Consider the following 23,963-nt stretch of genomic DNA (forward strand, 5'->3'; position numbering starts at 1 on the left):
ACCGCTCGCTGGCCCGCGTCCTACTTTTTTTGCCTTCTCTTGGCAGTACGCTCGTGGCCTTGCAGCTTTTACGCGAAGCTGGTTTGCAAGACCCTCCGGGTCGTTCATCAAACTAAGGAGTTTTCTATGCGCAAGCAAATGGCTGTGACGGCCGCTCTGGCCTCTGCATTGTTGATCACCGGCTGCGCCAATACCGGCGGCATGTCGGACACCACGCGTCGTACTGCGACCGGTGCAGGCGTGGGCGCACTGGGCGGCGCTGCCATCGGCGCCATTGCTGGCGGCCATGCCGGCAAGGGTGCACTGATCGGTGCCGGTGTCGGCGCCCTGGGCTCCTATATCTGGTCGCAAAACCTCGAGAAGCAAAAGCGTGAAATGGAAGCCGCGACCCAGGGCACAGGCGTGGGCGTGACACAGACCGCGGACAACCAGCTCAAGCTGGACATCCCCAGCGACATCTCCTTTGACACCGGCCGCGCCGACATCAAGGGCAACTTCGCCCCCATCCTCGATCGCTTTGCCGAAGGTCTGCGCAACAACCCCAACGCAGAAGTGCGCATCATCGGTCACACCGACAGCACAGGCTCCGATGCCATCAACAACCCTCTGTCGCTGCAGCGCGCCGAGAGCACCCGCAACTATCTGACCTCGCGTGGCGTCAACGGCGCCCGCATCCAGGTGCAGGGCATGGGCTCGCACCAGCCCGTGGCTTCCAATGCCACCAACGAAGGCCGTGCGCGCAACCGCCGCGTGGAAATCTTCGTGGGTGAACGCGCTCCTCAGTAAGACAGGCACCAGCCAGCAAAAAGCCCCGCAAAGCGGGGCTTTTTTCATGCCGCGAAGGTTTGCGCTCAGGCGTTGCGCAGCAGATTGGCCAGCTCGACGGCCGACTTGACCTGCATCTTGTCGAAGACTCGCGCCCGGTGCACTTCCACAGTGCGCACGCTGATATCGAGCTGATCGGCAATCAACTTGTTCGGCACGCCCTCGACAACCAGTTTCATCACGTCTTTTTCCCGATCGGTCAGCTCGTCCAAGCGGCTGCGCACCTCTTCGCGCGCCTGCAAGGCAGCCAGATGCTCGGCAGACAGCGCCAGAGCCTGCTCCACACGGTCCACCAGCGCGTTGTCGGAAAACGGTTTCTCGCAAAAATCGAAGGCACCGCGCTTGACCGTATCCACGGCCGTCGGAACATCGGCATGTCCGGTCAGAAAGATCACGGGCATGGCCTCGATCTGGCCGCGCTCCAGCATGCGGTTGAACAGCGACAGGCCGCTCATGCCCGTCATGCGCATATCGAGCAGCAGGCAACAGGGCCGGCGCGTCACGGGGCTGGTCTGCAGCACGGCCTGCTCGAATTCTTCGGCGTTGCGATAGCACTCGCTCAGCAATCGGCGCGAACGCAGCAGCCATGCCAATGCCTCTCGGACATCGGCATCGTCGTCCACAACGTAGACGGTAGCGTCGGTTACAGGTTCCATGAAGCCTAGTTCTCTCTGGGTTCCCTGTGGGCCGGAAGCGTGAAGACAAACTCCGTGCCCTGCGGGAGGTGCGGGCGGTAATCAAGGTGACCACCATGTTGCTCCACCACCGTGCGGCACAGGCTCAGGCCCAGGCCCATGCCTTCGGCGCGCGTGGTGAAGAAGGGGGTGAACAGCTGCTCGGCGACTTCCGCAGAAATGCCGGCGCCGCAGTCCATGATGGAAAATTCTACCCAACGCGCGTTATTACCGTCAGAACTGCGCCTGACAGCCATGGTCAACACCCTCTCCTTGAGCTCGGGCAGGTCCATGGCCTGCATGCCGTTGCGCGCCAGATTGAGCAGGACCTGCTCGACCATGGTGACATCGCACAGCACCCCAGGCAGATCGGGCTCCAGCTCCAGTTGCACCGTTGCATTGAGCTTGTGCGCCTGCAGATAGACCAGAGGCATGACGGCATCGATCAGCTCCACGGGCGGCACCACCTCTCTGGACTTGTCTCGCCGGCGCACGAAATCGCGCACGCTCTTGATGACCTTGCCCGCGCGATCGGCCTGAAAGCTGATGCGCTCCAGAGCCATTCGCAAGTCCTTGAGATGCGGGGCATGAGGGTCGGCAGGCTCATGCTCCAGCAGATTGAGCGAACCCGTGGCATAGCTGGAAATGGCGGCCAGCGGCTGCGTCAGCTCATGGCTGAGCATGGAGGCCATCTCGCCAACGGTCGCAAGGCGTGCCGTGGCCTGCAGACGCTCCTGTGAGGCACGCGACATCTCCTCCATGCGGCGCTGCTCGCTGATGTCGATGAAGGCGCTCATCCAGCCCGTGTGCTGGCCCTGGGCGGTGATCAGCGGTGCCTCGAAAATCAGCACCGGAAAGCGCGAGCCGTCCTTGCGCATGAACACGCTCTCGTGGCCCTGGCGCGGTGTGGGCAGCAAGCCGGCAAGACGCTGATCGCGCCGGCTCACATATTCCTGGGCCAGCTCGGGCGGCCAGTAAGGCGCCACATTGAGACCCAGCAGCTCCTGCGCGCTGAAGCCCACCATATTGCAAAAGGCCGGGTTCACATAGGTGATGCGGCCCTGGAGATCACGTGCACGCATGCCCGTGACCAGGGAGTCCTCCATGGCCTTGCGAAAGGCCAGCGCATCGCCCAGATCGCGTTCCGCGCGCAGGCGGCGGCGGTTGTCGCGCACCAGCACCACCACCACGGTCACCAGCGCGATCGACATGCCGGTCACCAGCGCCGTCATCACATTCGGAAAGACGCTGGGTGCGTGATGCCAGCTGTCCATGCGCAGCACCAGGGTGTTGCCGGGCAAATCCAGCAACTGCTGGGCCGTGAACATGCGCGAGCCGCGCCAGGCCGCCCCCACCATGGCCAGACGCGTGCCGTCCGGCTCGGTGAACGAAACCTCCTGGGTGCGCGGCAGGGACTTGCCCACCTGGGCCAGGAGAATGCCTTGCAGGCTGTAGGTGCCCAAAACATAGCCCACCACATGGCCGTTCTCCGTCAACGGCATGCAGACCTGCATGGTCTCCGTGCCCAGGCCCTCGCCCAGCAGCTGGAAGCGGCTGGGCGAATACGACGGCCCGTTGACGCGCCTGGCCTGGGTACAGGTCAGTGCCTCGCCCGAATGCAGCTCGGGCAAGTGGCTTTCGTCCTCGACCAGCAAGGTGCGGTAAGGCGTCTCGGCATGCTCGATGAGGCGCATGTTTTCGCCCCGCCACTCGATGCGCATCAGGTCGCGGCGCTGCTGCAGCAGCTCGGTCGCATGCTCGCGCCAGGCGGCATGCTTGCTGCTGTAGGCGCTCAGCGCCAGCAGGTCCTGCAGATTGCGGCCCAGCGCTGCACGGATATCGCCTACGGCATTGGCGGTATCGCGCTCCAGCTTTTCCTGCACCTGCGATGCTTCATAGCGCCCGGCCAGCCAGACCATGGTGACCAGCATGCTGACCACCAGTGCCACCAGCAAGGTCCATAGCGACCAGCGCTTCCAGGCCATGCGCCAGCGCCGCCAGGGCCAATGGGCAGGATGGTCCTCGGGCAGTGCGTCAAGCGCGGTATTCAGCGGATCAGTCACAGCACACGATGGCTCAGGGCCGGCAGTTGCTGGCGCACTTGCAGCAAGCGGTCACGATTGAGCTCTCCCGCCACCACACCGGTGCCGCTGGCCTGGAGGCTCTGCACCTCGCCCCAGGGGTCGATCAGCAGACTGTGGCCCCAGGTGCGGCGACCGTTTTCATGCAAGCCGCCCTGGCCCGGTGCCAGCACATAGGCCAGGTTCTCTATCGCCCGCGCCCGCAGCAGCACCTCCCAGTGCGCCTGGCCCGTGGTGTAGGTGAAGGCACTTGGCACCAGCAGCAGATCGGCCCCCTGTGCGCTGAGCGCACGATACAGCTCGGGAAAGCGAAGGTCATAGCAGACACTCAGACCCAGGCGCCAGCTCACGCCATTTCTGGCCTGTATGTCGCAGACCACGGGCTGGCTGCCCGCCTGCACCACGGCGGCCTCGGTATAGCTCTCGCGCCCGTTGTCGAACTGAAACAGGTGGATCTTGTCGTAGCGGGCCACGCATTCGCCCCCGGGCGAATAGACCAGGCTGGTGTTGAGCACATGGCTGTCGTCAGCGGCCTGCAGCGGCAGCGTGCCGGCCACCACCCACAGCTGCAGCTGCCTGGCAGCCCCGGCCATGAAGTCCTGGATCGGCCCTTGGCCAAAAACCTCCCGGTAGGCCAGCTTGTCGGTGTCCCTGGCTCCCATAGCACAGAAATACTCGGGCAGCACCACCAGCTCCGCACCCAGGGCGGCAGCCTGCTGCATCAGGCTGCGCGCCTGCACCAGATTGGCTGCGACGTCCTGACCCGAGACCATTTGTAGAGCGGCAATCTTCATGGCTTCTCCTCTGAGCTTGGAGCGGCAGCGGGCTGCTTGCCGACATCGTCGGCACCGACCTTGGGCACGCTGCGCCTGGGCAGCTCGGTCACCTGCGGGTCTTCCCAGCTGCCGTGGATATGGAACTCCTTGGTCGTGGCCGCAATCAGCGGGCCACGCAAAATCATCTGGGCCAGAAAGCTGCTCAGCCCCACCACGGGATTGATGGCCGTCGCAACCAGGGAGGCGGACAGGGCGTTGATCTCCGGCACCACCACCACATGCAGGTCCTGGGTTTCCTTGTCGATATCGGCAGAGCCCTCCATCAGCACGGCCGCATTCACGCCCTTCATCTGCATGTTATTCGTCTTGGCTATGCCGCGCTCTATGGTGACATCGCCCCGCATGAAGTCGAACGAGAAGCCGTTGCGGAACACGTCGCGGAAGTCCAGCGTCAGTCGCCTGGGCAAGGACTGCAGGCTGAGCACGCCCAGCAGCTTGGCCAGTCCCGGATCGGCCTTGAGGAACTGGCCTTTTTGCACCTCCAGATGCACGGCGCCGGACATGGTCTTGAACCCCGGCGTCACGGGCGCTCCTGTCCAGCTGATTTCACCCTGCAGCTGGCCCTGTCCATTGGCAACCACGCCAGGCATGTCAAAGCGATTGAGCAGCTTGCCCACATCGCGCAGATTGAGCTGGAACTGCAGCTGGGTCTGACCCGGGTGCTTTTTGTCACTGGAGCGCAGCCCCCAGGATCCCTGGGCCGTCAACGTCGCCTCGGGCGTGCTGATATTGAAGCGCGACAGCTGCCATTCGCGCTGTCCCGCACCGCCGGACAGCCCTTGATTGCGCGCCACCACATCCAGCTTGCCCAGCGAACGCTTGCCCAGCTGGAAGTCGTCCACACTGACCTGCAAGGCCGGTAACTCGCGCACATTGCCGGTCTGTTCCGCAGCAGCATCCAGCCCTTCGTCCGGGCCGTCGGGAATGCTCAGACGCGAGAGCCTGGCGATGACAAGGCCGCCCGGCTCCTGCGCAGATGGCTCGCGATACTCCACACGCCCCGCCAGATCGCGTGACTGGATCTGGTTGGTCCAGACCTTGTTGGCATGGCTGAGCTGCAGGGATACATCGTGCAGCGAACGGCCATGGAGCCTGACCTCGCGCGCCTTGAGCCCCAGTTGCTGCGGCACAAACTGGCGCCAGCTCTCTTCCTCGGTACCGGGGCTATCGGCAGCCCCCCCTGCGCCATCGGGCCACAAACGACTCCAGGCATCCAGATCAAGCACCGGCAACTGCACCCTGGCCTGCAGGCCGGCAGCCGGCAAAGCGGCCTCCGCCCTGCCCGTCTCCACCAGCTCCAGGCTGCCGCGTGTGATGCGGGCCTGAGCCCCGCTGATATCGCGCTCCAGCAAGGCGGCGGCCTGATTGCCCCATTGCACGCTGAACTGATCGGTCAGCGGCTTGGCCACGGCTGGCACCGTGCGGTTGACACGCAGGGCCAGGGAGCTGTCGGCGGCCTTGCCCAAGGGCGCCGGCAACATGACCGCCATGCCCTGCAGGTCGGACTGCAGACTGATTTCCGGCACGCTGTGCAGCACCTTGATCTGCAAGCCATAACGCGCCTGGCCTTGCAGATGCCTGCCCAGAGCCACCAGTTCGCTCATCTCCTTGGCGTCACGCAGGCCCTGGGCCGTGGCAATACCGTCTATGCGCACTTGCACCGGAGCCGTGGCGGCGTCGGCGGCAGGCTTCATGCCGCCCTCGATGCGCACATCACCGCCCAGCGCTTTGGCTTGCACACCCGAGAGCTGAAAGCCGGTTTCCGAAAACTGCACATTGCCGCGCAGTTGACTGAGTGTGGGCACCTCGGGCATCAGCTGCAGCGTATTGCCCGCCAGCGCCACTTCACCCTGAACCTTGCTGCGCTCCATATGCATGGTGGGCAGATGCAGCCTGAGGCTGAGCCTGGCGTTGCCCGTGGCCTTGCTGCTATCCAGAGCATGGGCGGTCAGCGCAGACAGCGCAGAGCCTTGAACCAAATTCAGCATATCGCCCAGGGCTCCATGAGCCTTGGCGTTGACCTCCACCTCGGTCAGGTTCCAGTCGGCCACTCCGGCCTGTGCTTCATCAACCACGATGGCGGTATGTCCCAGAAAGCCCTTGGCCTTGCGCACCTGCATGGAGTTTCGATCGAACACCAGCTCGCCCGACAGCCTGGTCAGCGGCGGCCAGGGCTTTTCGCCGGGCCCGAGCAGATAGCCGGGCACGAACTGGTAGTTCACATCATGCACCTGGGCGCTGATGTGGAACTCGCCCTTGCCCGGCTTTTCAAACGGCACATGCTCGAGCTCGCCCTTGACGCGGAAGTTCACCGCGCTGGCCTGACCCGTGGTGATGGCCTCGCGCACATAGCGCAGCGCATCGCTGCCCAGATCCTGGGGCAGATAGCGATAAATGCGTTCACCCTTGGCGCGACTGAGCTGCCCTTGCAGATCCAGCAACCCCGGAAAGCGCGGCTGCTCCTTGGTCCCAGCACCGGACTGCCAGCTGGCCTGGGCCTGGCCGGCCGTGTCCTCATTGGCGAAACGCAGCCGGGGCACTTGCACCTTGATGGACTGCCCCTTGTCCAGCAACTGCCAGCGCACCAGGCTGTCGAACTGGTCGAACGGGATGTCGGGGTCTTCAAACACGCCGGGAAAGCTCAGCATGGCCTGATTGGCGGCCGGCGCCTTGGTCAGCGTGGCCTCGCCGCTGTCCTGGTCCAGGCTGAACTTGCCGCTCAAGCCCCGCACGCCGGGAATACCTATGCTGTGCGGGCCCTCCTGCGAAGCCTGGGAACGCAAGCCCAGCTGCTCGAAGCGCCCCGAAGCCTTGTACTGCGCCAGCTGCTGCAGAGGTCCGCGCCATGACAGCTTGAGATCACTCAGCTGTCCTGCCGGCGCAAGCGCCCTGAGCTGGGTCTGCACGGACTCCGGCAGGGGCAGACGCTGCAGCATCTGCGCCGCAATGGCCAGGTCGATGCCATCGGCCTGAACGTCGCCATGCTCGCCCTGACTGCCCTGCTCGGAAGCGCCGGTCGGTACATAGCGCAGGCTGAAATCGCCTCTGGGCCAGTTCAGCCCGTCATCGGCCGTGAACTGCAATCCCTGGACGGAAAACTGGTAACCGTTCTGATTCTTGGCCCGCAAACGCCCCCGCAAGGCCTGCAGGGCCAGGGGCTCGGGTCTGTCCCGCCATTGCAGCTGCAGCGCCTGCACCGCGACATCGGCCACCCCGCCAACGGGCTGTCCGTGATCCACATCCAGCCAGGCCCTGACCGAGCCCTTGCCCTGCTGCAGCTTCCAGTCCTGCGGGCCCAGATACTGGCCCAGATGCGACAGGTCGATATGCGTGAAGTCCAGATAGGCCTGCCCGCTCCAGCGCTCCAGACGCCCTTCATGCACCGACAGCAAAGGCTCCTTGAAGTTGCCCATGACCGTAAAGCGCTGGCCCCAGCCCTGCGGAGGCGTGGCATCCAGCCGCAGGGAGTGGTGCCAGCGCTTGTTGCGCAGCACCAGATCCACATCCAGCAGTTGCAAGGGCGCGGCATTGCGCAGTTCGTCCACCCACTGCAGCTTGCCGCCGCGGATGGCGATTTCGGGCTGGGAGAAGATCCAGTCGGAGTCGGTTCCCTGCCCCGGATCGGATGACACGGCAATGCCGGCCACAAAGATCTGGCCGTCGGCATCGCGGCGGACCGTCAGATCCGGCCCTTCCAGATATATCTGCTCGACGCCCAGGGTCATCAGCGAATGGGCAGAGACCGCCACCACCACCTTGGGCAGCAGCAAGGCCTCACTCTTGTTCGCAGGGTCATGCAGGACTACATCGCCCAGCTCGAAAGTCGGCACCAGACCCGAGCGGTAAGCATGCAGCCGGCCAATGGAAACCGGTACACCCAGGGTGCGTGAGGCCAGGGATTCCAGCTCGGGGCGCCACTGTTCGATTCGCGGCACAATCCAGAAATGGAGCACCCCCCACACGGTGGCCAGCAGCAGCCACAGGCTCAGGACCAGTCCCAGAGACCACCGTGCCAAGCTGGCCAGCCTATGAATTTGGCGAGTTGGGAGTGGTTTCGGTTCGATCATCGGTGGCCTAGCAATGGCAGGAATTATGACCGGCGCCCCCGTGCGCGTTTCGGTAACCACACGTTGCCGAGCTGATTACCTGCCTGCCTGACACCATTTTTTACGGTCCGCATGCAGTCCCCAGAGCAAGCAATGGCAGAAAACGCCCTCAATGTTCCTTCCCCGGCCCAGTACTCGCGCTTTGTGCAGCGTCTTCACCGCCGTTACGAGAACTGGTTTGACGCCTTGCCGCCGGGAGCCCCCGACCGGTCTCTGATGGAGCAGGCCCTGGGCACGCTGCAGTCGCGCGGCCTGGATCTCTCCGCTTCACTGCGCGTGCTGCGCCAGCTGGTGATGGAGCGCATCATCGTGCTGGACTGCGAACAGGGCGCCGCTCTTGGCGTGGTGACCAAGGCCGTCACCGAGCTGGCCGAGCTGGCCCTGGATCGTGCCTGCACCCAGGTTCGTGCCGAACTGGATGCCCGGCACGGCGCGCCTCAGGGGCCGACAGGTCAGGAAGTCCAGTTCTGGGTCATAGGCATGGGCAAGCTAGGTGCCCGCGAGCTCAATGTCTCCAGCGATATCGACCTGATCTACGTCTACGAGCATGACGGCGACACGCGGGGCCAGGCCGACGGGCGCGGCGTCATTTCCAACCACGAGTACTTCGGTCGTGCTGTCAAAGGCATCTTCAGCCTGATCGGCGACACCACCGAGCACGGCTTTGTCTTTCGCGTCGACCTGGCCCTGCGGCCCAACGGCAATTCCGGCGCCCCCGCCGTCTCGCTGTCCTCGCTGGAGGAGTATCTGCAGATTCACGGCCGGGAGTGGGAGCGCTTTGCCTGGCTCAAGAGCCGCATCGTGGCGCCGCTGGCCGATATCCAGACCCCCAACGTCCAGGCCCTGCGGGGCGTGGTGCTGCCCTTTGTGTTCCGCCGCTACCTGGACTATGCGGTGTTCGACTCGCTGCGCAGCCTGCACCGCCAGATCCGCGACCACGCTTCCAAGCGCAGTGCGGGCCATCCCGAGCGCGCCAACGACGTCAAGCTCTCGCGCGGCGGCATCCGCGAGATCGAATTCATCGTGCAGCTGCTGCAGGTGGTGCGCGGCGGCCAGTTCCCCGAGCTGCGCCGTCGCCCCACGCTGGAAGCGCTGCAGCGCCTGGTGCAGGCCAATCTGATGAGCGCCGAGATTGCCGATGCGCTGAGCCGTGCCTATGTCTTCTTGCGCCAGGTGGAGCACCGCATCCAGTATCTGGACGATCAGCAGACCCATGTGCTGCCCACACGCGACGATGATCTGCTGTGGATTGCCCGCACCCTGGGCTATGCCGATGCCTGCGGCTTTCTCCACCAGCTGGACGAGCACCGCGAGCTGGTGGCACAGGAGTTCGACACCTTGCTCGGCGGCGACTCCCAGCAATGCAGCAACGGTCACTGCAATGCCGCCAAGGGCGCGGCAGGTGGACCGCCCACGCCCAGAGACATCGAAGACCTGATCGAGGCCCTGCCTCCCTCACTGGCCGGGCAGATCGCCGACTGGCGCAGCAATACCCGCATCAATGGCCTGCGCGACGAGGCGCGGGCCCGTTTGTTCAGGCTGGTGGAACGCACCTCGCAATGGGTCGAAAGCGGCCAGTCCAGCGAGGAAGCCGCCAAACGCTTTCTGCAGTGGCTGGAACCCTTGCTGCGCCGCGAAAGCTACCTCGCCCTATTGCTGGAACGCCCGGCAGTTCATGAGAGGTTGCTACATCTTTTGGGAGCAGCACGCTGGCCTGCACGCTACCTGCAGCAACACCCCGGGGTGATCGATGAGCTGGCCAGCGATGCCATCCTCAAGGAGCGCTTTGTCGCAGCAGACTTCGAGCACGAGCTGGCCATGCGCCTGGCCGCCCTGCAGTCCACGGGCGAGGACGACGACGAAACCCTGCTCAATCTGCTGCGCCGCGCCCACCATGCCGAAGTCTTCCGCACGCTGGCACGCGATATCGAAGGCCGCATTACCGTAGAGCAAGTGGCCGACGATCTCAGCGCCCTGGCCGACAGCGTGCTGCGCATCACGGCCCAATGGTGCTGGAGCCGGCTCAAGAACCGCCACCGCGATACGCCACGTTTCGGCATCGTGGGCTACGGCAAGCTGGGCGGCAAGGAACTCGGCTACGGCAGCGATCTGGACATCGTCTTCGTCTTCGATGACGACGATGAGCGCGCCCCCGAGGTTTACGCAGCCTATGTGCGCAAGCTCATCAACTGGCTGACCGTCAAGACCGGTGAAGGCGATCTGTTCGAGATCGACACCGCGCTGCGCCCCAACGGCAACTCGGGCCTGCTGGTGACCAGCTTCGAGTCCTATGCCAATTACCAGCAGCAGCGCGGCAGCAACACCGCCTGGACCTGGGAACACCAGGCCATGACGCGAGCCCGCTTTGTGCTGGGCAGCCGCGACTTTCCCTCACCTGCAGGTGAGCCTGCGACCGATCTGCACCTGCATCAGCGCTTTGATGCGGTGCGCGAAGCCGTCATCACCGCGCCGCGCGATGCCGCTGCACTGCGCAGCGAGATTGAAACCATGCGTGAGCGGGTGCGTGGCGCCCACCCGGTACGCGGCGGCCTGTTCGACGTCAAGCACAGCCCCGGCGGCATGGTGGATGTGGAATTTGCCGTGCAGTACCTGGTGCTGGCCGAATCCGGTGCACACCGCGAGCTGATTGCCAATGTGGGCAATATCGCCTTGCTGCAGCGCGCCGAAGACTCGGGCCTGCTGCCCAAGGCAGTGGGCTATGAAGCCGCCAAGGCCTACCGCGAGCTCCGTCGCCTGCAACACGTGGCAAGACTGGATGAGCGCTCCGGACAGCTGGAACCCGAGCAGGCCCAAGTCCAGCGTGAAGCGGTACTCAAGCTCTGGACTGCGGTGTTCGGGCCTGTCGCCTCAACACAAAGCAGCTAGCTGCTCCAGGGGCCTGGAAATTGGTGAGCGCCCGCTTTTCGAGGCACTGGCAGCATCCATCAAGATTTGCCTACAGGCATTGCCAAACTGTTACAAAAATGAAACCCACGGGGGCTGGAACTTCTGCAACAGTGTCTTATCTGATAGTCAAGTGCAATGAACTGACAGGTCTGCATTCACCAATTTCCAGTTGCGAAGCCCTTGGGTACGCCCATTGAACCATCCCCGGAGCGCTTCTCCTCCCTCCCTCTCTTAATTCGTTTCGGGATGCTTCGCAGCTTTTTTATGCCCCAAAAAAGGCCACTTTCGAGTGGCCTTTTCTTTGACGGCATGCAGCCACTCAGTGGGGCACGGTGTTCACAAAGCTGGGGCGCGCCGCCAGCTTGGCCAGCAAGGCGGCCAGGTTCGGATGCTCGGCACGCCAGTCCATCTCGGGAAAGCGGAAATCCAGCCAGGCCAGAGCGCAGCCGACGCTGATATCGGCCAGCGTCAGATGCGTGCCGCCGCAGCAAAACGGCTTCTCGCCCAATCCCTGCGACATGACCTTGAGCGCGGCCCGGACCTTGCCCATCTGGCGGTCCATCCAGGCCTGGCTGCGCTGCTCTGCGCTGCGGCCGGGCCAGGTGGCCTCCAGCCGCACCAGAACGGCGGCATCCAGCATGCCGTCGGCCAGGGCCTCCCAAGTCTTGACCTCGGCGCGCTCGCGGCCCGTGCCCGGAATCAGCTTGCCAACCGGCGAAAGTGTGTCCAGGTATTCGACGATGACGCGCGAGTCGAACATCGCCTCCGTGCCGTCCATCACCAGACGCGGCACCTTGCCCAGAGGATTGCCAGTACCGGGTGAAAGTGCTTCCTCCCAGGGGTTCTCTTCGACGAATTGATAGTCCAGCTTCTTTTCGGCCAGCACGACGCGGACTTTGCGCACAAAGGGGCTGGTGGTGGAGCCTATTAGTTTCATAGCAGCGGTTCCATGACACGAGTCACCGGCGACGGGCCGGTGCGATGATTCTATGCGCTGGCATGACGGCACGGCTGCCGCCGCACAGGGCTTGTAGGCGTGCCTGCCACAGCCGCCGAGCAACCCAGCGCTGCGTGCGACTGATGCAGCGCACCTACAATTGCGCCACCATGAACCTGTCCTCCCTCACCGCCATCTCTCCCTTGGACGGCCGCTACGCCGCCAAGCTGTCCGCACTGCGCCCCATCATGAGCGAATACGGCTATATGCACCGCCGTGTTCAGGTCGAGGTGACCTGGTTCATCGCCCTGTCCGATGCCGGCTTTGCCGAATTCCCCGCGCTGTCGGCCGAGTCGCGCGACTATCTGCACGCTCTGGTCGCCAATTTCTCCGAAGCCGATGCAGACGCCATCAAGGCCATCGAGAAGACCACCAACCACGACGTGAAGGCCGTGGAATACTGGATCAAGTCCAAGTTCGACGGTCGCGCCGAGCTGCAAAAGGCTGCCGAGTTCGTGCACTTTGCCTGCACCAGCGAAGACATCAACAACACCAGCCACGCACTGCAGATCCGCGTCGGCCGCGACACCGTGCTGATGCCCGCCATCGACGGCATCATCGCCAAGCTGCGCGAGATGGCCCACCTCTACGCCGAAGTGCCCATGCTCAGCCGCACCCACGGCCAGACCGCCTCCCCCACCACCGTGGGCAAGGAGCTGGCCAACGTGGTCGTGCGCCTGCAAAAGGCCGCAGCCAACATCGCCGGCGTGAAGATCCTGGGCAAGATGAACGGCGCCGTGGGCAACTACAACGCCCACCTGTCGGCCTGGCCCGAGTTCGACTGGGAAGCCTTCAGCCAGAGCGTGGTGGAATCCGCCGAGCCCAAGGGCCTGGGCATCAGCTTCCAGCCCTACTCCATCCAGATCGAGCCCCATGACTACATGGCCGAGCTGTTCGATGCCATGGCGCGCACCAACACCATCCTGATCGACCTGTCGCGCGACATCTGGGGCTATGTCTCCCTGGGCTTCTTCAAGCAGCGCCTGAAGGCCGGCGAGATCGGCTCGTCCACCATGCCCCACAAGGTCAATCCCATCGACTTCGAGAACTGCGAAGGCAATCTGGGCATGGCCAACGCCATGCTCAAGCATCTGGCCGAGAAGCTGCCCATCAGCCGCTGGCAGCGTGACCTGACCGACTCCACCGTGCTGCGCAACATCGGCGTCGCCTTCGGCTACACCACGCTGGCCTACGCCTCGCTGATGACCGGCCTGAACAAGCTGGAGCTCAACGAAGAGCGCCTGCAGGAAGACCTGAACCACGCCTGGGAAGTGCTGGCCGAGCCCATCCAGACCGTGATGCGCCGCTATGGCGTGCAGGGCGCCTACGAAAAGCTCAAGGAAGTCACGCGCGGCAAGACCGTGCTGGCCGAAGACCTGCACCGCCTGATCAACGGCCTGGAAATTCCCCAGGCCGACAAGGACCGTCTGCTGGCCATGACGCCTGCTTCCTACATCGGCAAGGCAGCCGAGCTGGCCAAGCGCGTTTAAGCAAAACTCCCCCTGAGGCGCTTTGCGCCTTCCCCCTCTCTCGCTTTGCTGCGCAAGGCAGGAGGGGGACGACACCCTCGCTGCGGGGCGGCCCTTGCTCGGTGTCCCCCTGATTGCGCCGCGCCAGTTTCCAAGACTGTGCGCGTTGGGACTTGATCTAGCAGCCCAACACACACCAACAACAAGTTTTTATGGCCATCAAGTCCACCATCTTCAAAGCCAATCTGTCGATTGCCGACATCGACCACAACTACTACGCCGACCACAATCTGACGCTGGCGCGCCATCCCAGCGAGACCGACGACCGCATGATGGTGCGCCTGGTGGCCCTGGCGCTGAACGCCTGGAAGCTGCAAGACCTGTGCAATGGTGACGGCACGCTGGGCTTTGGCATTGGCTTGTCCGACCCTGACGATCCGGACGTGCACATCACCGACTACACCGGCCAGAAGCGTCTGTGGATCGAAGTCGGCCAGCCCGACGAAAAGCCCATCACCAAGGCCTGCAACAAGTCGGACCATATGCTGGTCTACCCCTTCAACCACGCCGCCCATGTCTGGTGGAAGGGTCTGGAAGGCAAGCTGGCCCGCCAGAGCAAGCTGGAAGTGCACTACATCGACTCGGAAGTGGCCCAGCAGCTGGGTGCGCTGGCCGAGCGCAGCATGCAGCTGCAAGCCACGATCCAGGAAGGGCAGCTCACGCTGTCCAGCAATCTGGGCACGGTGTTTGTCGAGCCCACGCGCTGGAAATAAGCTTCAGAAACTCTGGCCGCGTCGCTCCGCCGCGCGCTCCGCATAGCGGGTGAAGCGCCAGGAATCTCCCTCGACCGTGATGCGACGCCATACGGCACGCTTCTCGGCGGGCTCCATGGCCGTCCAGTGCTGCACCTCGTCGAAGCTGCGGCCGCAGCCCTTGCATTTTTCATCGCCCTGGCTTGTGGAGCAGATGGCAATGCAAGGCGTATCGGGCATGGTGTCGAACCAGACCAGCCAGGCCGCCATGGCATGTGAGGGAAAGCCCTCCACCGCCACCTCGGGCTCGCATTCATAAATCATCAACGCATACACCTCGGCCAGGGCCTTGACCTCGGGTGCCAGCAGCACGCCGTCGGGCGATGGAGCGCGGCCTCGCCAGTAATTGATGGCAGCTTCGATGTCGGTGATGTGAATGGCAGTCATGAAGCAGGCATCATAAGCCGCTGCCATGAGGCCTGCGCCAGCAAGGTTGCTGCATTTTTGGTAGCTGCCTGTGCTGTGTGCAAAGGCGTCGCAAGACTGCCGCTCAATATAAAACCTGTGAACTAGATGGGGTTTGAAACTTGAAATCCCATGCCTGCTGTGTTGAAATGCGCAGCTTCGAAGGGGAGTAGCTTATCGGGCGCATGCTTTGCGTCATGAGCGGATGGTCGTCAATACGAAGCGCAAGCTTCCGGCCATACGGTTTGCAGTCAGGCTGCAATCGAGCAAGACCTTTGATAGGCCGATGACGGTCAATCAAAGTGTCTGCCCCTGCACGATTCCTCGCGCGGGTTTGCGCTTCGACTTACGTCACCTTGGTCTTCACCCGCTGGCGTCAAGTGCCAAACCTTTGCAGACTGCACCGGCGGCATTCCACAACGAGGAAAAATCACATGGATCTGGACTTTCTGACCCACACGCCCTTCTGGATTGCGCTGGGCCAAATCATCATCATCGACATCCTGCTGGGCGGCGACAACGCGGTCGTGATCGCACTGGCCTGCCGCAAGCTCCCCCCCGAACAGCGTCGCAAGGGCATCATCTACGGCACTGCCGGTGCCATCATCCTGCGAATCATCCTGATCGCCTTTGCCATGGTGCTGCTGCAGCTGCCCTTCCTGAAGGTCGTGGGCGCCATACTGCTGATCTGGATCGGTATCAAGCTGATTGCTCCCGATGACGAAGGTCACGACAACATCGAAGGCAGCGACAAGCTGTTTGCCGCCATCAAGACCATCATCGTCGCCGACCTGGTGATGTCCGTGGACAACGTGATCGCCATCGCCGGCGCAGCCCAGAGCTCGGGCGACCACCAGATGCTGCTGATCGTGCTGGGTCTGCTGATTTCCGTGCCCATCATCGTCTGGGGCTCGCAGCTGGTCATCAAGCTGATGGAGCGCTTCCCCATGATCATCGTGGCCGGCGGCATGCTGCTGGGCTGGATTGCGGGCGGCATGTTCGTGACCGACCCCGTGTTCGTGAACACCGACAAGTGGCTGTGGATGCCCAAGCTGGGCACGACCGATGCACAAGGTCTGGCCGAGATCTCCAAGACCCTGTACTGGGCAGCCCATATCGGCGGCGCACTGCTGGTTCTGGCCCTGGGCAAGTTCATTGCCAGCCGCCGCCCTGCGGTTGCAGCCCACTAAGTCTGGAAAACCCAGCAATTCGTGAAGGAATGCGGGAACTGAGCGCAGCCTTCACGACTCACAATAGAAACAAGTCGGCACATTCCTACAGAGGTGCCGCATTCTTCAACCTTCGTTCCCGTTAGGACGCACTTTGAACCCCATCATTGTTTACGTGGATGACGCCACATACGCCCAGCCTATGCTCGAGGCACTGGCGGGATCGAGCCAGGCGGCTTCCTCCCACTGGTTGCTGGTGGCCTGTGCTCCGCGCATGACCCACCGTGTGAGCAAATGGGTCAGCCATCGCGCTCGCGAGAACTGGCGCGGCAAATGGGCCGACAAGCTGTTTGCGGCGCTGATGCCCGTGATGGCGACGACAGGAGGCAAGGTCACCGCCGTGCTGGCCAAGGGCCCGCTGACCGAGCTGGTCGCCGAGCTGCAGCAGGAACATGGCGCAGCGCAGATCATCGACGCCCGTCGCCCCAAGCAGGAGGCCGTGCAAGCCGCTCCCGTCAAGGCCAACGCCAAGACAGGCGCCACCACCGGCGGCCGCTGGAATCTGCCCGGCACCATGGCAGCGATTGCCGCCATGATGGGCTTTGTGATCGACGACTCGCTCTCGATTTAAGAGCTTCAAGCACTCTCTGAAAAGCCTTGCGCGGCCAACACCTCGCAAGGCTTTTTTATGATCTGCCGCGATGACCGCAGACACAGCCTGCTGCTATGCTGGTCGGCATGAAAATCCTCGTCAAATGGCTTCTTTGCGCGGCGGCTCTTCTCGCGGTCGCCTATGTCTACAGCGGCGTACAGGTACAGAGCTTCGGCTCGGCCATGATTGCGGCCCTGGTCATCGGCCTGCTCAACACCATCATTCGCCCCATCCTGGTGATACTGACGCTGCCCGTGACCATCATCACCGTGGGTCTGTTCCTGCTGGTGGTCAACGGTCTGATGTTCTGGATGGCTTCCGGCATCCTCGGCGGCTTCCATGTCACCGGCTTCTGGGCCGCCATGCTGGGTGCGCTGATCTACTCGGTGCTGGGCCTACTTATTGACCGCCTTGTCGCGCAGCTGTTCCCGGAGTAACTCTTCCACGGCACGCAAACGCGTGTCGATGATGGAAGCCTCGAAGTAGTCGGCACCGGCGCCGGCCTTGCGGGCCAGATCCTGCGCGGCCTTGAAGCGATCCACCGCTGCCGCGTAGTCGTAGTGCGCCACCTGGGCCTCTGCTTCGGCCCTCAAAGCTCGCATTTCCTGGCCCTGGCTACGCCACACGCGCGCCAGCGTCTGCCAGGCCGAGCCATCGCGGGGATGGTCAGTCACCCAGGTCTGCAAGGGGCTGGCCATGGGACCTGCCTGGTTGAGCCTGAGCAGGATTTCGGTCTTGAGCAACAGCTCTGGCCTGCGCGGCGCAACCCGCTCCACTACGTCAATCGTGGCCAAACTCGGCCCGGCCTCGCGCGGCCCGGCCAGATTGCCGCTGGCCGTGACCCTGGGCGCCGCCTGGGGCGCATTGCCGGAGTGCAGTGGCAAGGCAGCCAAGGCCGCCTGCGGGTTGTCGGCCTTGAATTCAAGCTCGGCATTCAGCCATCTGGCCTGAATATTCGCTGGTGCGTTGCCCGCCGTCGCCGCGAGCAGCCGCTGCACCATCTCGCGCGCCAGCGGCCAGTCGCGCAGATACATGGCACTGAGCGTGGCCGCATAGAGCTGAGCGACCTGCTCGAACTGGCTCAGACTGGAAAAACTGCCGGAACGCGGCAGCCTGGCCCACTGGCGGCGCACCTCGACACCCTGGTTGGAGATCACTCGGGCACGGGCCGCCATCATCACATGCTCCAGCGTCGGCACGGGGTCGGCCGCACGCTTTCCTGGCGGAATGCGCGAATCCATGTCCGCGATACGCTGGGTGGTCAGCGGGTGGCTGCGCAGATAGGGCCAGCTGCCGTTGTCATTGAGCCGGCTGGCCTGCTGCAGCTTGCCGAACATGCTCACAAAGCCCTGGGGGGCAAAGCCCGCAGGAGACATCAGGCTGTAACCCATGCGATCCGCCTCGCTCTCCATGGCGCGCGAGAAGTTCAGCTGGTTCTGCATCACGGCCGCCGGACCGCCCATCATGATGGCCATGGCCGCATCGGGGCTGCGCGTTGCCGCCAGGGCGCCCAGCAGCATGGAAGCCAGCATCAGCGGCGTCTGCTTGCCTTGCTGCGCCATCATGCGGGCAATGTGGCGCTGGGTGATGTGGCTGGTTTCATGGGCGATGACCGAGGCCAGCTCATCGCCGCTGCTGACCACGCCGATCAGACCCAGATAGACGCCCATATAGCCGCCCGGCAGCGCAAACGCATTGACCTGGCGGTCCTTGCCCAGGAGCAGCGTCCAGGCAAAGCGCTCCTCAAGCTCGGGTGACAGCTCGCCATTCTTGCGCGCCGCATCCTGCAGATGCAGCCAGATGCCCTCTACGTACTCCTGCAGCACCGGGTCATCCAGATAGTCCGGATCGCGGTAGAGTTCGCGGGCGATGGAGTCACCCAGACGCCGCTCCTCGCCCGTGGTCAGCGACGAAGCGCCGTCGCCCAGGGTCGGCAAGCCCGCCGCCTGCGCAGATGAAGTCAATGGGGAAACGGCCTGAATAGCTATCAAAACAGAAGCTGTCAGCGCTTTTAGAATATGAACTGTACGCAGTTTTGGCATCAAAAATGGCATGGCAATCACAGCATTGCCGGCATACGGATCTTCCATATGCCGACCGTTCAACACCCCACTATGATGCCTTGATTGATGGAGACGGCGATATGCCCGCCTGGGATGCCCAGGTAAAGCCGCCATTCCATCACCGCTCAACCGTGATTGGGCGGCAGAACCCAAGCCGTCTGCCCCCGGAAAGAACCGCCATGTCCTCTCTTACCCACTTCGACGCCCAAGGCCAGGCCCATATGGTGGACGTTGGAGCAAAGCCCAGCACTCACCGTATTGCCGTGGCCGAAGGCCGCATCACCATGAAGCCCGAGACCCTGGCCATCGTGCAAACCGGCACAGCCAAAAAAGGCGATGTGCTCGGCGTGGCCCGCATTGCCGCCATCATGGCCGCCAAAAAGACCAGCGACCTCATCCCGCTGTGCCATCCCCTGGCCCTGACCCGTGTCGCCGTCGAGTTTGAGCTGGAGCCGGAATCCAATTCCATCCTTTGCACCGCCACCGTCGAGCTGAAAGGCCAGACCGGCGTGGAAATGGAAGCCTTGACCGCCGTGCAGGTCGGCTTGCTGACCATCTACGATATGTGCAAGGCAGTGGACAAGGAGATGGTAATGGGGGGGGTCAGGGTGCTGGAGAAGCGGGGGGGGAAGTCGGGGAGCTGGGTGGTTTAGAGCGTGTTTACGTTCTTTACGCGGCCCGAAGAGATCGTAAACACGCTCGCTCTTATCCGGAATGGCAGACTTGGAGAGCAGTCAAATCTTAGATATCACTCAAACAGATTGCCGGAGAAATGAAGAAGGACCTTCAGCCATTCCGTAACCGCATCTGCCCGTCCGCTCTCGCTTCCTCTCCCTCCTTTAATGATGGGATTTGGAGCTCGACGCGTAACCTGATCAGTCAACCTCAAGTACCAAATAGGGAACCTGGCCTTGAACAAAGGCATCGCGCGAGTCTGCATCAAAGAACTTGGGCTGGTGGTCACCCACCAGCACGATGCGCAGGCCGGGCAACGGATGACGCAACAACGCCCCCTTCAACGACTGCATGAAGTCATACAGCAACGCAGCATGTGCACAGCGCGCCCCCTCCAGTTGCAACACGGGGCATACCCGATCTGGCACATCGGGGGAACTCAGATCGCCCAGCTTATAGGGCGTATGCGAATTAAGCGTCATCCAGTAGCTGAACTGCCGCCCTGGCTCGTGCAATGTCTGTATCACACGGTCAGCAATGCTGTAGTCACAAACGCCCGGCATATTGGAACAGAGCCTGCCGTCTGCGATTAGCTCAGGCAGGAAGGATCTCTGTGCAAAACCGATTTGCGGATACCAATTTCCGTTTCGATACATGCGGGGCGAGGCTCCATTAAAGGCCCGTGTTTGCCAGCCCTGTGCGCGCAGGCGATTGGGCAGGCAGTTCTCGGCTTGCGGCACATCGTCGATGCGTAACGTCTGTGGGATCAGGCCGCATAGCTCCCGAAGCTCCCCCTGCAAGGTAGAACCTTGAGAATGGACTGTGCCCGTATCCAGTTGTCGCAAACTTGGGACACGCCATAGATCGCGCCAGAATTGATTCTCCACTTCGTCATGCGCCAAACCCCAGGACTCGACCACTATCAGCAATAGCTTGTCGGGCATCGCTGTCCCCTGGCTTAGATCACCAAGCCGACTCACGGCGGACTGTTTTGGCTCGATGGGCCTGAATACCCCCACATCCGGCGCATAGCCCTCTTCGTAAAAAGCCATCGCCTGCCGCATGAAGTGACTATCCAGCACCCAAGACCCAGCTAGCTTGGCCTGGCGAATACCGTAGAGTTTGCTCTCCGTATGATTGAAGCCGTCAAGCCTGGGCACAGCCACCGCAACACCCGTAATCACCAACACCCACACCAGCATGGCCCGTCCCGGCGACCCGACATGGTGAACCCTCACACACAGCCAGCCCCAAGCCGCTAAAGCCACCAAGCCTGTGATACCAGCCAGAATCCAGTTGGTATTGGCATAAGGCAAAAAAACCAGCAATTCCAGCACATCGCTATAGTCTGACGAAAGATTGACCTGCGCAAAAGCAAATAGAAAATCTGCCAACCACAGCAACGCCAAGCCTGCCGTAAACAATAGCGGCCTGCCGCGCGCAATCAAAGCCACCAGTAGAAACTCAGCCCAGAACCAAGGTCGGTAGACCTGAAGCACCAGTGCTGTTGCCAAGCCCGGCAGCATAGGCAGCAACAGCGAACCCAGCGCAGCGCTGACGGTTTTCCACTTCCCCACAAGCACCTCACCGTGCTGCATGTTGATTCACTCCATCGATCAATGTACGTACTAGGAAATCAGAGACCAGCGTGGGCGGATTTATCTCACCACTGCCCAACCAAACCAAGAAATTACCGGCCTCGTCCATCACAAATAGCGCCGCCATGCCGTAAAGATAACCGCGCTGCTGCCATACCGTGACGTCACCCAGCCGGCGGCGTTCCAGAAAGCCATCCATACAGCTCTCGAACAGGGTTTCGTTGCAGGGAATACCTGGATCGTGCATACCGCGCGCAAAGTCCAGAAGGGTGCGGTTGTCGGCCGCAAAGCGGGCTAGTCCCTGGGCACTCCCTGTCATGCCCATGGGCGCGCGCAGTGCCTGCCAGTCAAAGTGTTCTACAAACTCCGGCCCACGCATCTCGTTGTGCATAAAGTTATAGGCAATGGGTGAATCCGCCTCATCCATATAGCCCAGCCCATAGCGTGATAGATGCATATCCTGCTCCAGCGCACTCCACAGACTGGGGCCCATATGCTTTTCATAGGCCGCAGCGGCCAGGCAAAAGCCCAGATTGGCATAGGCATGACGTGCACCTGGAGTGAATTGCAGCAGCGTGTCCGCCAATTTCTCAAGCTGCCCGGGGCACCAGGGCTTTTGGTCATCAATGACCATGGGATCCTTGGCGCGCATACGGTCAAAACCCGCCGAATGGTTGAGCAGGTGGCGTATTTGTATTTCAGCAATGCGCGGATCACGGAATGGCGGTGTCAGCCCCAGCACCTGAACCAGAGGCAGGCTCATCCAATCTGCCCGGCCCAAGGCTTGCTCATGGGTCACGCCAAAAAAAGTCACCAGCTTGGACAGGCTGGCAAGACGAAAGCGCGTATCAGCCGTCACCTGCTTGCTGATCATGGGATGACCTTCCCAACCATTGACACAGCCAGACAGCACGCCGGATTGACCAACAAACGCAATCTGATTGGCCGGGGAATCCAGCTTTGTGGGAAGTTGCTGCGCCAAGGCTTGCAGCCAAGCCGGAGCAGTTGCATCACAGCGCGTGGACAACGCCGCCAGATGACCTGTGACCGGATAAAGCCAGCGCCTGACCATATTGCGATCTGTCTCCCAAGCCAACCAAGGCAGAAAGATGATGCAAATTAGCAGCAGATAGGCAACGGAACGGCGCAGCATTTCCAACAACTCCATAAAAGAAGCGCCCTGTACGGGCGCTTCTTTTAGCTAAGTTTCAAGAGAAACCAGGGATCGCGAATTAGGTACCAGAAGCAAAGGTTGCGGAGCTGCTAGAACAACCAGCAGGGCGATATTTTGTGTCAACAGTTGTTGAGCAAACCCAAGCTCCAGTGGTGGCCTGGCGAGTCCAAGTCAGTGTATTTTTTCCGGTAGTCGTAAGTGCTACTGCAGCATTGGTACCAAATGTGGCCTCGAGCGTTGCATCAGTACTGGCATCGCCAAGATTCGCCATCAAGCCAGTGCTGATCTTAACTGCCGTAGCGGCGCCAAGCAGGTTGCTAGTAGTCGAACCCAGATTGCATTCAGTCGCTGCAGGTGTTGTGTTGGTCGAAGCGACAGGAGTCAACTTACCATCCAGAATGCAAGCCTCAGCAGCCGTGCGCAACGCGCCGACCTCGGACATCACACGCGAGACTTGGGACTTGGCCACATAGGTCTGGTATTGGGGAATGGCGATGGCAGCCAGAATACCGATGATCGCCACAACGATCATCAGCTCGATCAGGGTGAAACCCTTTTGAATGGAACGCTTCATTTCAAACTCCCTAGTTGGATGAGACATGAAGTACCAAGCAAGCTGCATGCCAATAATTTGGCAGAGGCAGGTCATATCCAAGACGACACGTTTGGCAACATGAAAGCGAGTTTGCGTAACAGTTTTGGCATTCCCGTCACAAGTAATGACAAATTTGTCAGACTCTTGGCACAAGTCAAGCCGGCCTGTCACTCCACGACAAAGCGCATGGTGCTTCCCGCCAGGTCCACCGTGTCGCCATTGAGCAGCGGCACAGAAAGAGGGCCCACCACCTGACCATTGAGCTTGAGGTCTTCGCTTGCGCCCTCGAGTTGGGTGAGCACAAAGCCATGGGGCTTCTGGGTGATGGAGGCGATGGCTACACCGGGCTTGCCCAGGGTGGTGACGACCTTGAAGAGAGGTATTTCCCTGCCGGCCAGGCTGCCGGTGAGCATGCGAATCACCGCGTGGCGCTCAGGCAGCGCGGCGAGCGAGCCCTGGATGGTGGAGCTGAAGCTGGAGATTTCACCAAACCCGGAGGGGCTGGCGACTTTGGCATAGCCGCTGTCTGCCTCTTCGGAGATATGCGCCAGCGCCTTTTTGCTGCTCTGGGCAGACGACGGGGCACTCGAACCGGCAATCACGGTATCGAGAAAGCGGATCTTGTAGCGCCCGATGTCGAGCAGGTCGCCGTTGAGCAGGTCCTGCTTCTGGACGGCGCGACCGTTGACATAGGTGCCGTTGGTGCTGCGCAGGTCTTCAATGCTGACCTTGCCGCCAGAGATGGTGAGCACGGCATGCTCGCCGCTGACCGCCAGATTCTCGATCACGATGTCGTTGTAAGGACGACGACCCAAGGTCGTGCGCTCCTTGGTGAGCTGTACTTCCTTGATGACTGCGCCGTCGATTGAGATGACCAAAGTCGGCATGCTCGAAGCTCCTGAGGAAACGCCAAGTCCTGCTTGGC

19 protein-coding genes are annotated in these 23,963 nt (G+C 62.1%); 8 read left to right on the forward strand and 11 right to left on the reverse strand.

Annotation, left to right across the window (positions count from 1 at the left end):
• Positions 1-126: 126 nt before the first annotated feature.
• Positions 127-786, forward strand: a complete 660-nt coding sequence (locus NOX35_RS26320) for an OmpA family protein (protein ID WP_003066797.1) — start codon at positions 127-129, stop codon at positions 784-786.
• Positions 787-851: 65 nt separating this feature from the next.
• Here the strand turns inward: NOX35_RS26320 and NOX35_RS26325 are convergent, their stop codons facing one another.
• Genes NOX35_RS26325 through NOX35_RS26340 form a run of 4 tightly spaced genes read right to left on the reverse strand, consistent with a single transcriptional unit; the run spans position 852 to position 8,432 of the window.
• Positions 852-1,481: a response regulator transcription factor gene (locus tag NOX35_RS26325; protein ID WP_003066795.1), complete on the reverse strand. Its 630-nt coding sequence runs from the start codon at positions 1,479-1,481 to the stop codon at positions 852-854.
• Between the two features lie 5 nt (positions 1,482-1,486).
• Positions 1,487-3,562: a nitrogen regulation protein NR(II) gene (locus NOX35_RS26330; protein WP_182285081.1), complete on the reverse strand. Its 2,076-nt coding sequence runs from the start codon at positions 3,560-3,562 to the stop codon at positions 1,487-1,489.
• Positions 3,559-4,374: a carbon-nitrogen hydrolase family protein gene (locus tag NOX35_RS26335; protein ID WP_256495260.1), complete on the reverse strand. Its 816-nt coding sequence runs from the start codon at positions 4,372-4,374 to the stop codon at positions 3,559-3,561. Before NOX35_RS26335 ends, NOX35_RS26330 begins: the two co-directional genes overlap by 4 nt.
• On the reverse strand, positions 4,371-8,432 hold the full coding sequence (locus NOX35_RS26340) for a YhdP family protein (protein WP_256495261.1): 4,062 nt from the start codon (positions 8,430-8,432) through the stop codon (positions 4,371-4,373). Before NOX35_RS26340 ends, NOX35_RS26335 begins: the two co-directional genes overlap by 4 nt.
• Positions 8,433-8,615: 183 nt before the next feature.
• On the opposite strand from NOX35_RS26340, the gene glnE reads away from it, so the two are divergent.
• Positions 8,616-11,408 (forward strand): bifunctional [glutamate--ammonia ligase]-adenylyl-L-tyrosine phosphorylase/[glutamate--ammonia-ligase] adenylyltransferase, encoded by a 2,793-nt coding sequence (gene glnE, locus NOX35_RS26345; protein WP_256495262.1) that lies wholly within the window; start codon positions 8,616-8,618, stop codon positions 11,406-11,408.
• A gap of 340 nt (positions 11,409-11,748) precedes the next feature.
• Here the strand turns inward: glnE and NOX35_RS26350 are convergent, their stop codons facing one another.
• A complete protein-coding gene (locus NOX35_RS26350; RefSeq protein ID WP_182285085.1) occupies positions 11,749-12,366 on the reverse strand; it encodes a glutathione S-transferase C-terminal domain-containing protein in 618 nt (205 codons plus the stop codon).
• 170 nt (positions 12,367-12,536) lie between these two features.
• On the opposite strand from NOX35_RS26350, the gene purB reads away from it, so the two are divergent.
• Positions 12,537-13,916 (forward strand): adenylosuccinate lyase, encoded by a 1,380-nt coding sequence (gene purB, locus NOX35_RS26355; protein ID WP_003072221.1) that lies wholly within the window; start codon positions 12,537-12,539, stop codon positions 13,914-13,916.
• Positions 13,917-14,107: 191 nt separating this feature from the next.
• A complete protein-coding gene (locus tag NOX35_RS26360; protein WP_003072218.1) occupies positions 14,108-14,668 on the forward strand; it encodes a YaeQ family protein in 561 nt (186 codons plus the stop codon).
• 3 nt (positions 14,669-14,671) lie between these two features.
• On the opposite strand, the gene NOX35_RS26365 is transcribed toward NOX35_RS26360, so the two are convergent.
• Positions 14,672-15,121, reverse strand: coding sequence for a DUF3717 domain-containing protein (locus NOX35_RS26365; RefSeq protein WP_182285086.1), 450 nt, complete (start codon positions 15,119-15,121; stop codon positions 14,672-14,674).
• 425 nt (positions 15,122-15,546) lie between these two features.
• Between NOX35_RS26365 and NOX35_RS26370 the strand changes: the two genes are divergently transcribed.
• The 3 genes from NOX35_RS26370 to NOX35_RS26380 all read left to right on the forward strand — a co-directional run bounded on the left by NOX35_RS26370 (position 15,547) and on the right by NOX35_RS26380 (position 17,370).
• Positions 15,547-16,302, forward strand: coding sequence for a TerC family protein (locus NOX35_RS26370; protein WP_003066777.1), 756 nt, complete (start codon positions 15,547-15,549; stop codon positions 16,300-16,302).
• A 133-nt stretch (positions 16,303-16,435) separates the two neighbouring features.
• Positions 16,436-16,912, forward strand: a complete 477-nt coding sequence (locus tag NOX35_RS26375; RefSeq protein ID WP_182285087.1) for a hypothetical protein — start codon at positions 16,436-16,438, stop codon at positions 16,910-16,912.
• Positions 16,913-17,019: 107 nt separating this feature from the next.
• Entirely contained in the window at positions 17,020-17,370 is a 351-nt protein-coding gene (locus tag NOX35_RS26380; protein ID WP_034348032.1) for a phage holin family protein, read from the forward strand.
• Here the strand turns inward: NOX35_RS26380 and NOX35_RS26385 are convergent.
• Positions 17,329-18,975 carry a M48 family metalloprotease gene (locus tag NOX35_RS26385; protein ID WP_256495265.1) on the reverse strand — a complete coding sequence of 549 codons (1,647 nt, stop codon included), beginning with the start codon at positions 18,973-18,975 and terminating at the stop codon, positions 17,329-17,331. The genes NOX35_RS26380 and NOX35_RS26385 overlap by 42 nt on opposite strands.
• Positions 18,976-19,175: 200 nt before the next feature.
• Between NOX35_RS26385 and moaC the strand changes: the two genes are divergently transcribed.
• A complete protein-coding gene (moaC, locus tag NOX35_RS26390; RefSeq protein WP_256495266.1) occupies positions 19,176-19,649 on the forward strand; it encodes a cyclic pyranopterin monophosphate synthase MoaC in 474 nt (157 codons plus the stop codon).
• 222 nt (positions 19,650-19,871) lie between these two features.
• On the opposite strand, the gene NOX35_RS26395 is transcribed toward moaC, so the two are convergent.
• The 4 genes from NOX35_RS26395 to NOX35_RS26415 form a co-directional block, all read right to left on the reverse strand.
• Positions 19,872-21,269 (reverse strand): sulfatase-like hydrolase/transferase, encoded by a 1,398-nt coding sequence (locus tag NOX35_RS26395; RefSeq protein ID WP_256495268.1) that lies wholly within the window; start codon positions 21,267-21,269, stop codon positions 19,872-19,874.
• Complete coding sequence (locus NOX35_RS26400) at positions 21,256-22,422, reverse strand: serine hydrolase (RefSeq protein ID WP_256495269.1); 1,167 nt, start codon at positions 22,420-22,422, stop codon at positions 21,256-21,258. Before NOX35_RS26400 ends, NOX35_RS26395 begins: the two co-directional genes overlap by 14 nt.
• Before the next feature lie 79 nt (positions 22,423-22,501).
• Positions 22,502-23,017, reverse strand: coding sequence for a pilin (locus NOX35_RS26405; RefSeq protein ID WP_305881698.1), 516 nt, complete (start codon positions 23,015-23,017; stop codon positions 22,502-22,504).
• A 188-nt stretch (positions 23,018-23,205) separates the two neighbouring features.
• Positions 23,206-23,925 (reverse strand): FHA domain-containing protein, encoded by a 720-nt coding sequence (locus tag NOX35_RS26415; protein WP_182285091.1) that lies wholly within the window; start codon positions 23,923-23,925, stop codon positions 23,206-23,208.
• Positions 23,926-23,963 lie beyond the last annotated feature (38 nt).

This window comes from Comamonas sp. C11 (assembly GCF_024496285.1).
Classification (GTDB): Bacteria; Pseudomonadota; Gammaproteobacteria; order Burkholderiales; family Burkholderiaceae_C; genus Comamonas; species Comamonas testosteroni_F.

Bases quoted from the DNA above. Each gene is read 5' to 3' on its own strand.
- NOX35_RS26320 (WP_003066797.1), top strand. From the start codon at position 127: ATGCGCAAGCAAATGGCTGTGACGGCCGCTCTGGCCTCTGCATTGTTG.
- NOX35_RS26325 (WP_003066795.1), bottom strand. From the start codon at position 1,481: ATGGAACCTGTAACCGACGCTACCGTCTACGTTGTGGACGACGATGCC.
- NOX35_RS26335 (WP_256495260.1), bottom strand. From the start codon at position 4,374: ATGAAGATTGCCGCTCTACAAATGGTCTCGGGTCAGGACGTCGCAGCC.
- glnE (WP_256495262.1), top strand. From the start codon at position 8,616: ATGGCAGAAAACGCCCTCAATGTTCCTTCCCCGGCCCAGTACTCGCGC.
- NOX35_RS26350 (WP_182285085.1), bottom strand. From the start codon at position 12,366: ATGAAACTAATAGGCTCCACCACCAGCCCCTTTGTGCGCAAAGTCCGC.
- purB (WP_003072221.1), top strand. From the start codon at position 12,537: ATGAACCTGTCCTCCCTCACCGCCATCTCTCCCTTGGACGGCCGCTAC.
- NOX35_RS26360 (WP_003072218.1), top strand. From the start codon at position 14,108: ATGGCCATCAAGTCCACCATCTTCAAAGCCAATCTGTCGATTGCCGAC.
- NOX35_RS26365 (WP_182285086.1), bottom strand. From the start codon at position 15,121: ATGGCAGCGGCTTATGATGCCTGCTTCATGACTGCCATTCACATCACC.
- NOX35_RS26370 (WP_003066777.1), top strand. From the start codon at position 15,547: ATGGATCTGGACTTTCTGACCCACACGCCCTTCTGGATTGCGCTGGGC.
- NOX35_RS26380 (WP_034348032.1), top strand. From the start codon at position 17,020: ATGAAAATCCTCGTCAAATGGCTTCTTTGCGCGGCGGCTCTTCTCGCG.
- NOX35_RS26385 (WP_256495265.1), bottom strand. From the start codon at position 18,975: ATGCCAAAACTGCGTACAGTTCATATTCTAAAAGCGCTGACAGCTTCT.
- moaC (WP_256495266.1), top strand. From the start codon at position 19,176: ATGTCCTCTCTTACCCACTTCGACGCCCAAGGCCAGGCCCATATGGTG.
- NOX35_RS26395 (WP_256495268.1), bottom strand. From the start codon at position 21,269: ATGCAGCACGGTGAGGTGCTTGTGGGGAAGTGGAAAACCGTCAGCGCT.
- NOX35_RS26400 (WP_256495269.1), bottom strand. From the start codon at position 22,422: ATGCTGCGCCGTTCCGTTGCCTATCTGCTGCTAATTTGCATCATCTTT.
- NOX35_RS26405 (WP_305881698.1), bottom strand. From the start codon at position 23,017: ATGAAGCGTTCCATTCAAAAGGGTTTCACCCTGATCGAGCTGATGATC.
- NOX35_RS26415 (WP_182285091.1), bottom strand. From the start codon at position 23,925: ATGCCGACTTTGGTCATCTCAATCGACGGCGCAGTCATCAAGGAAGTA.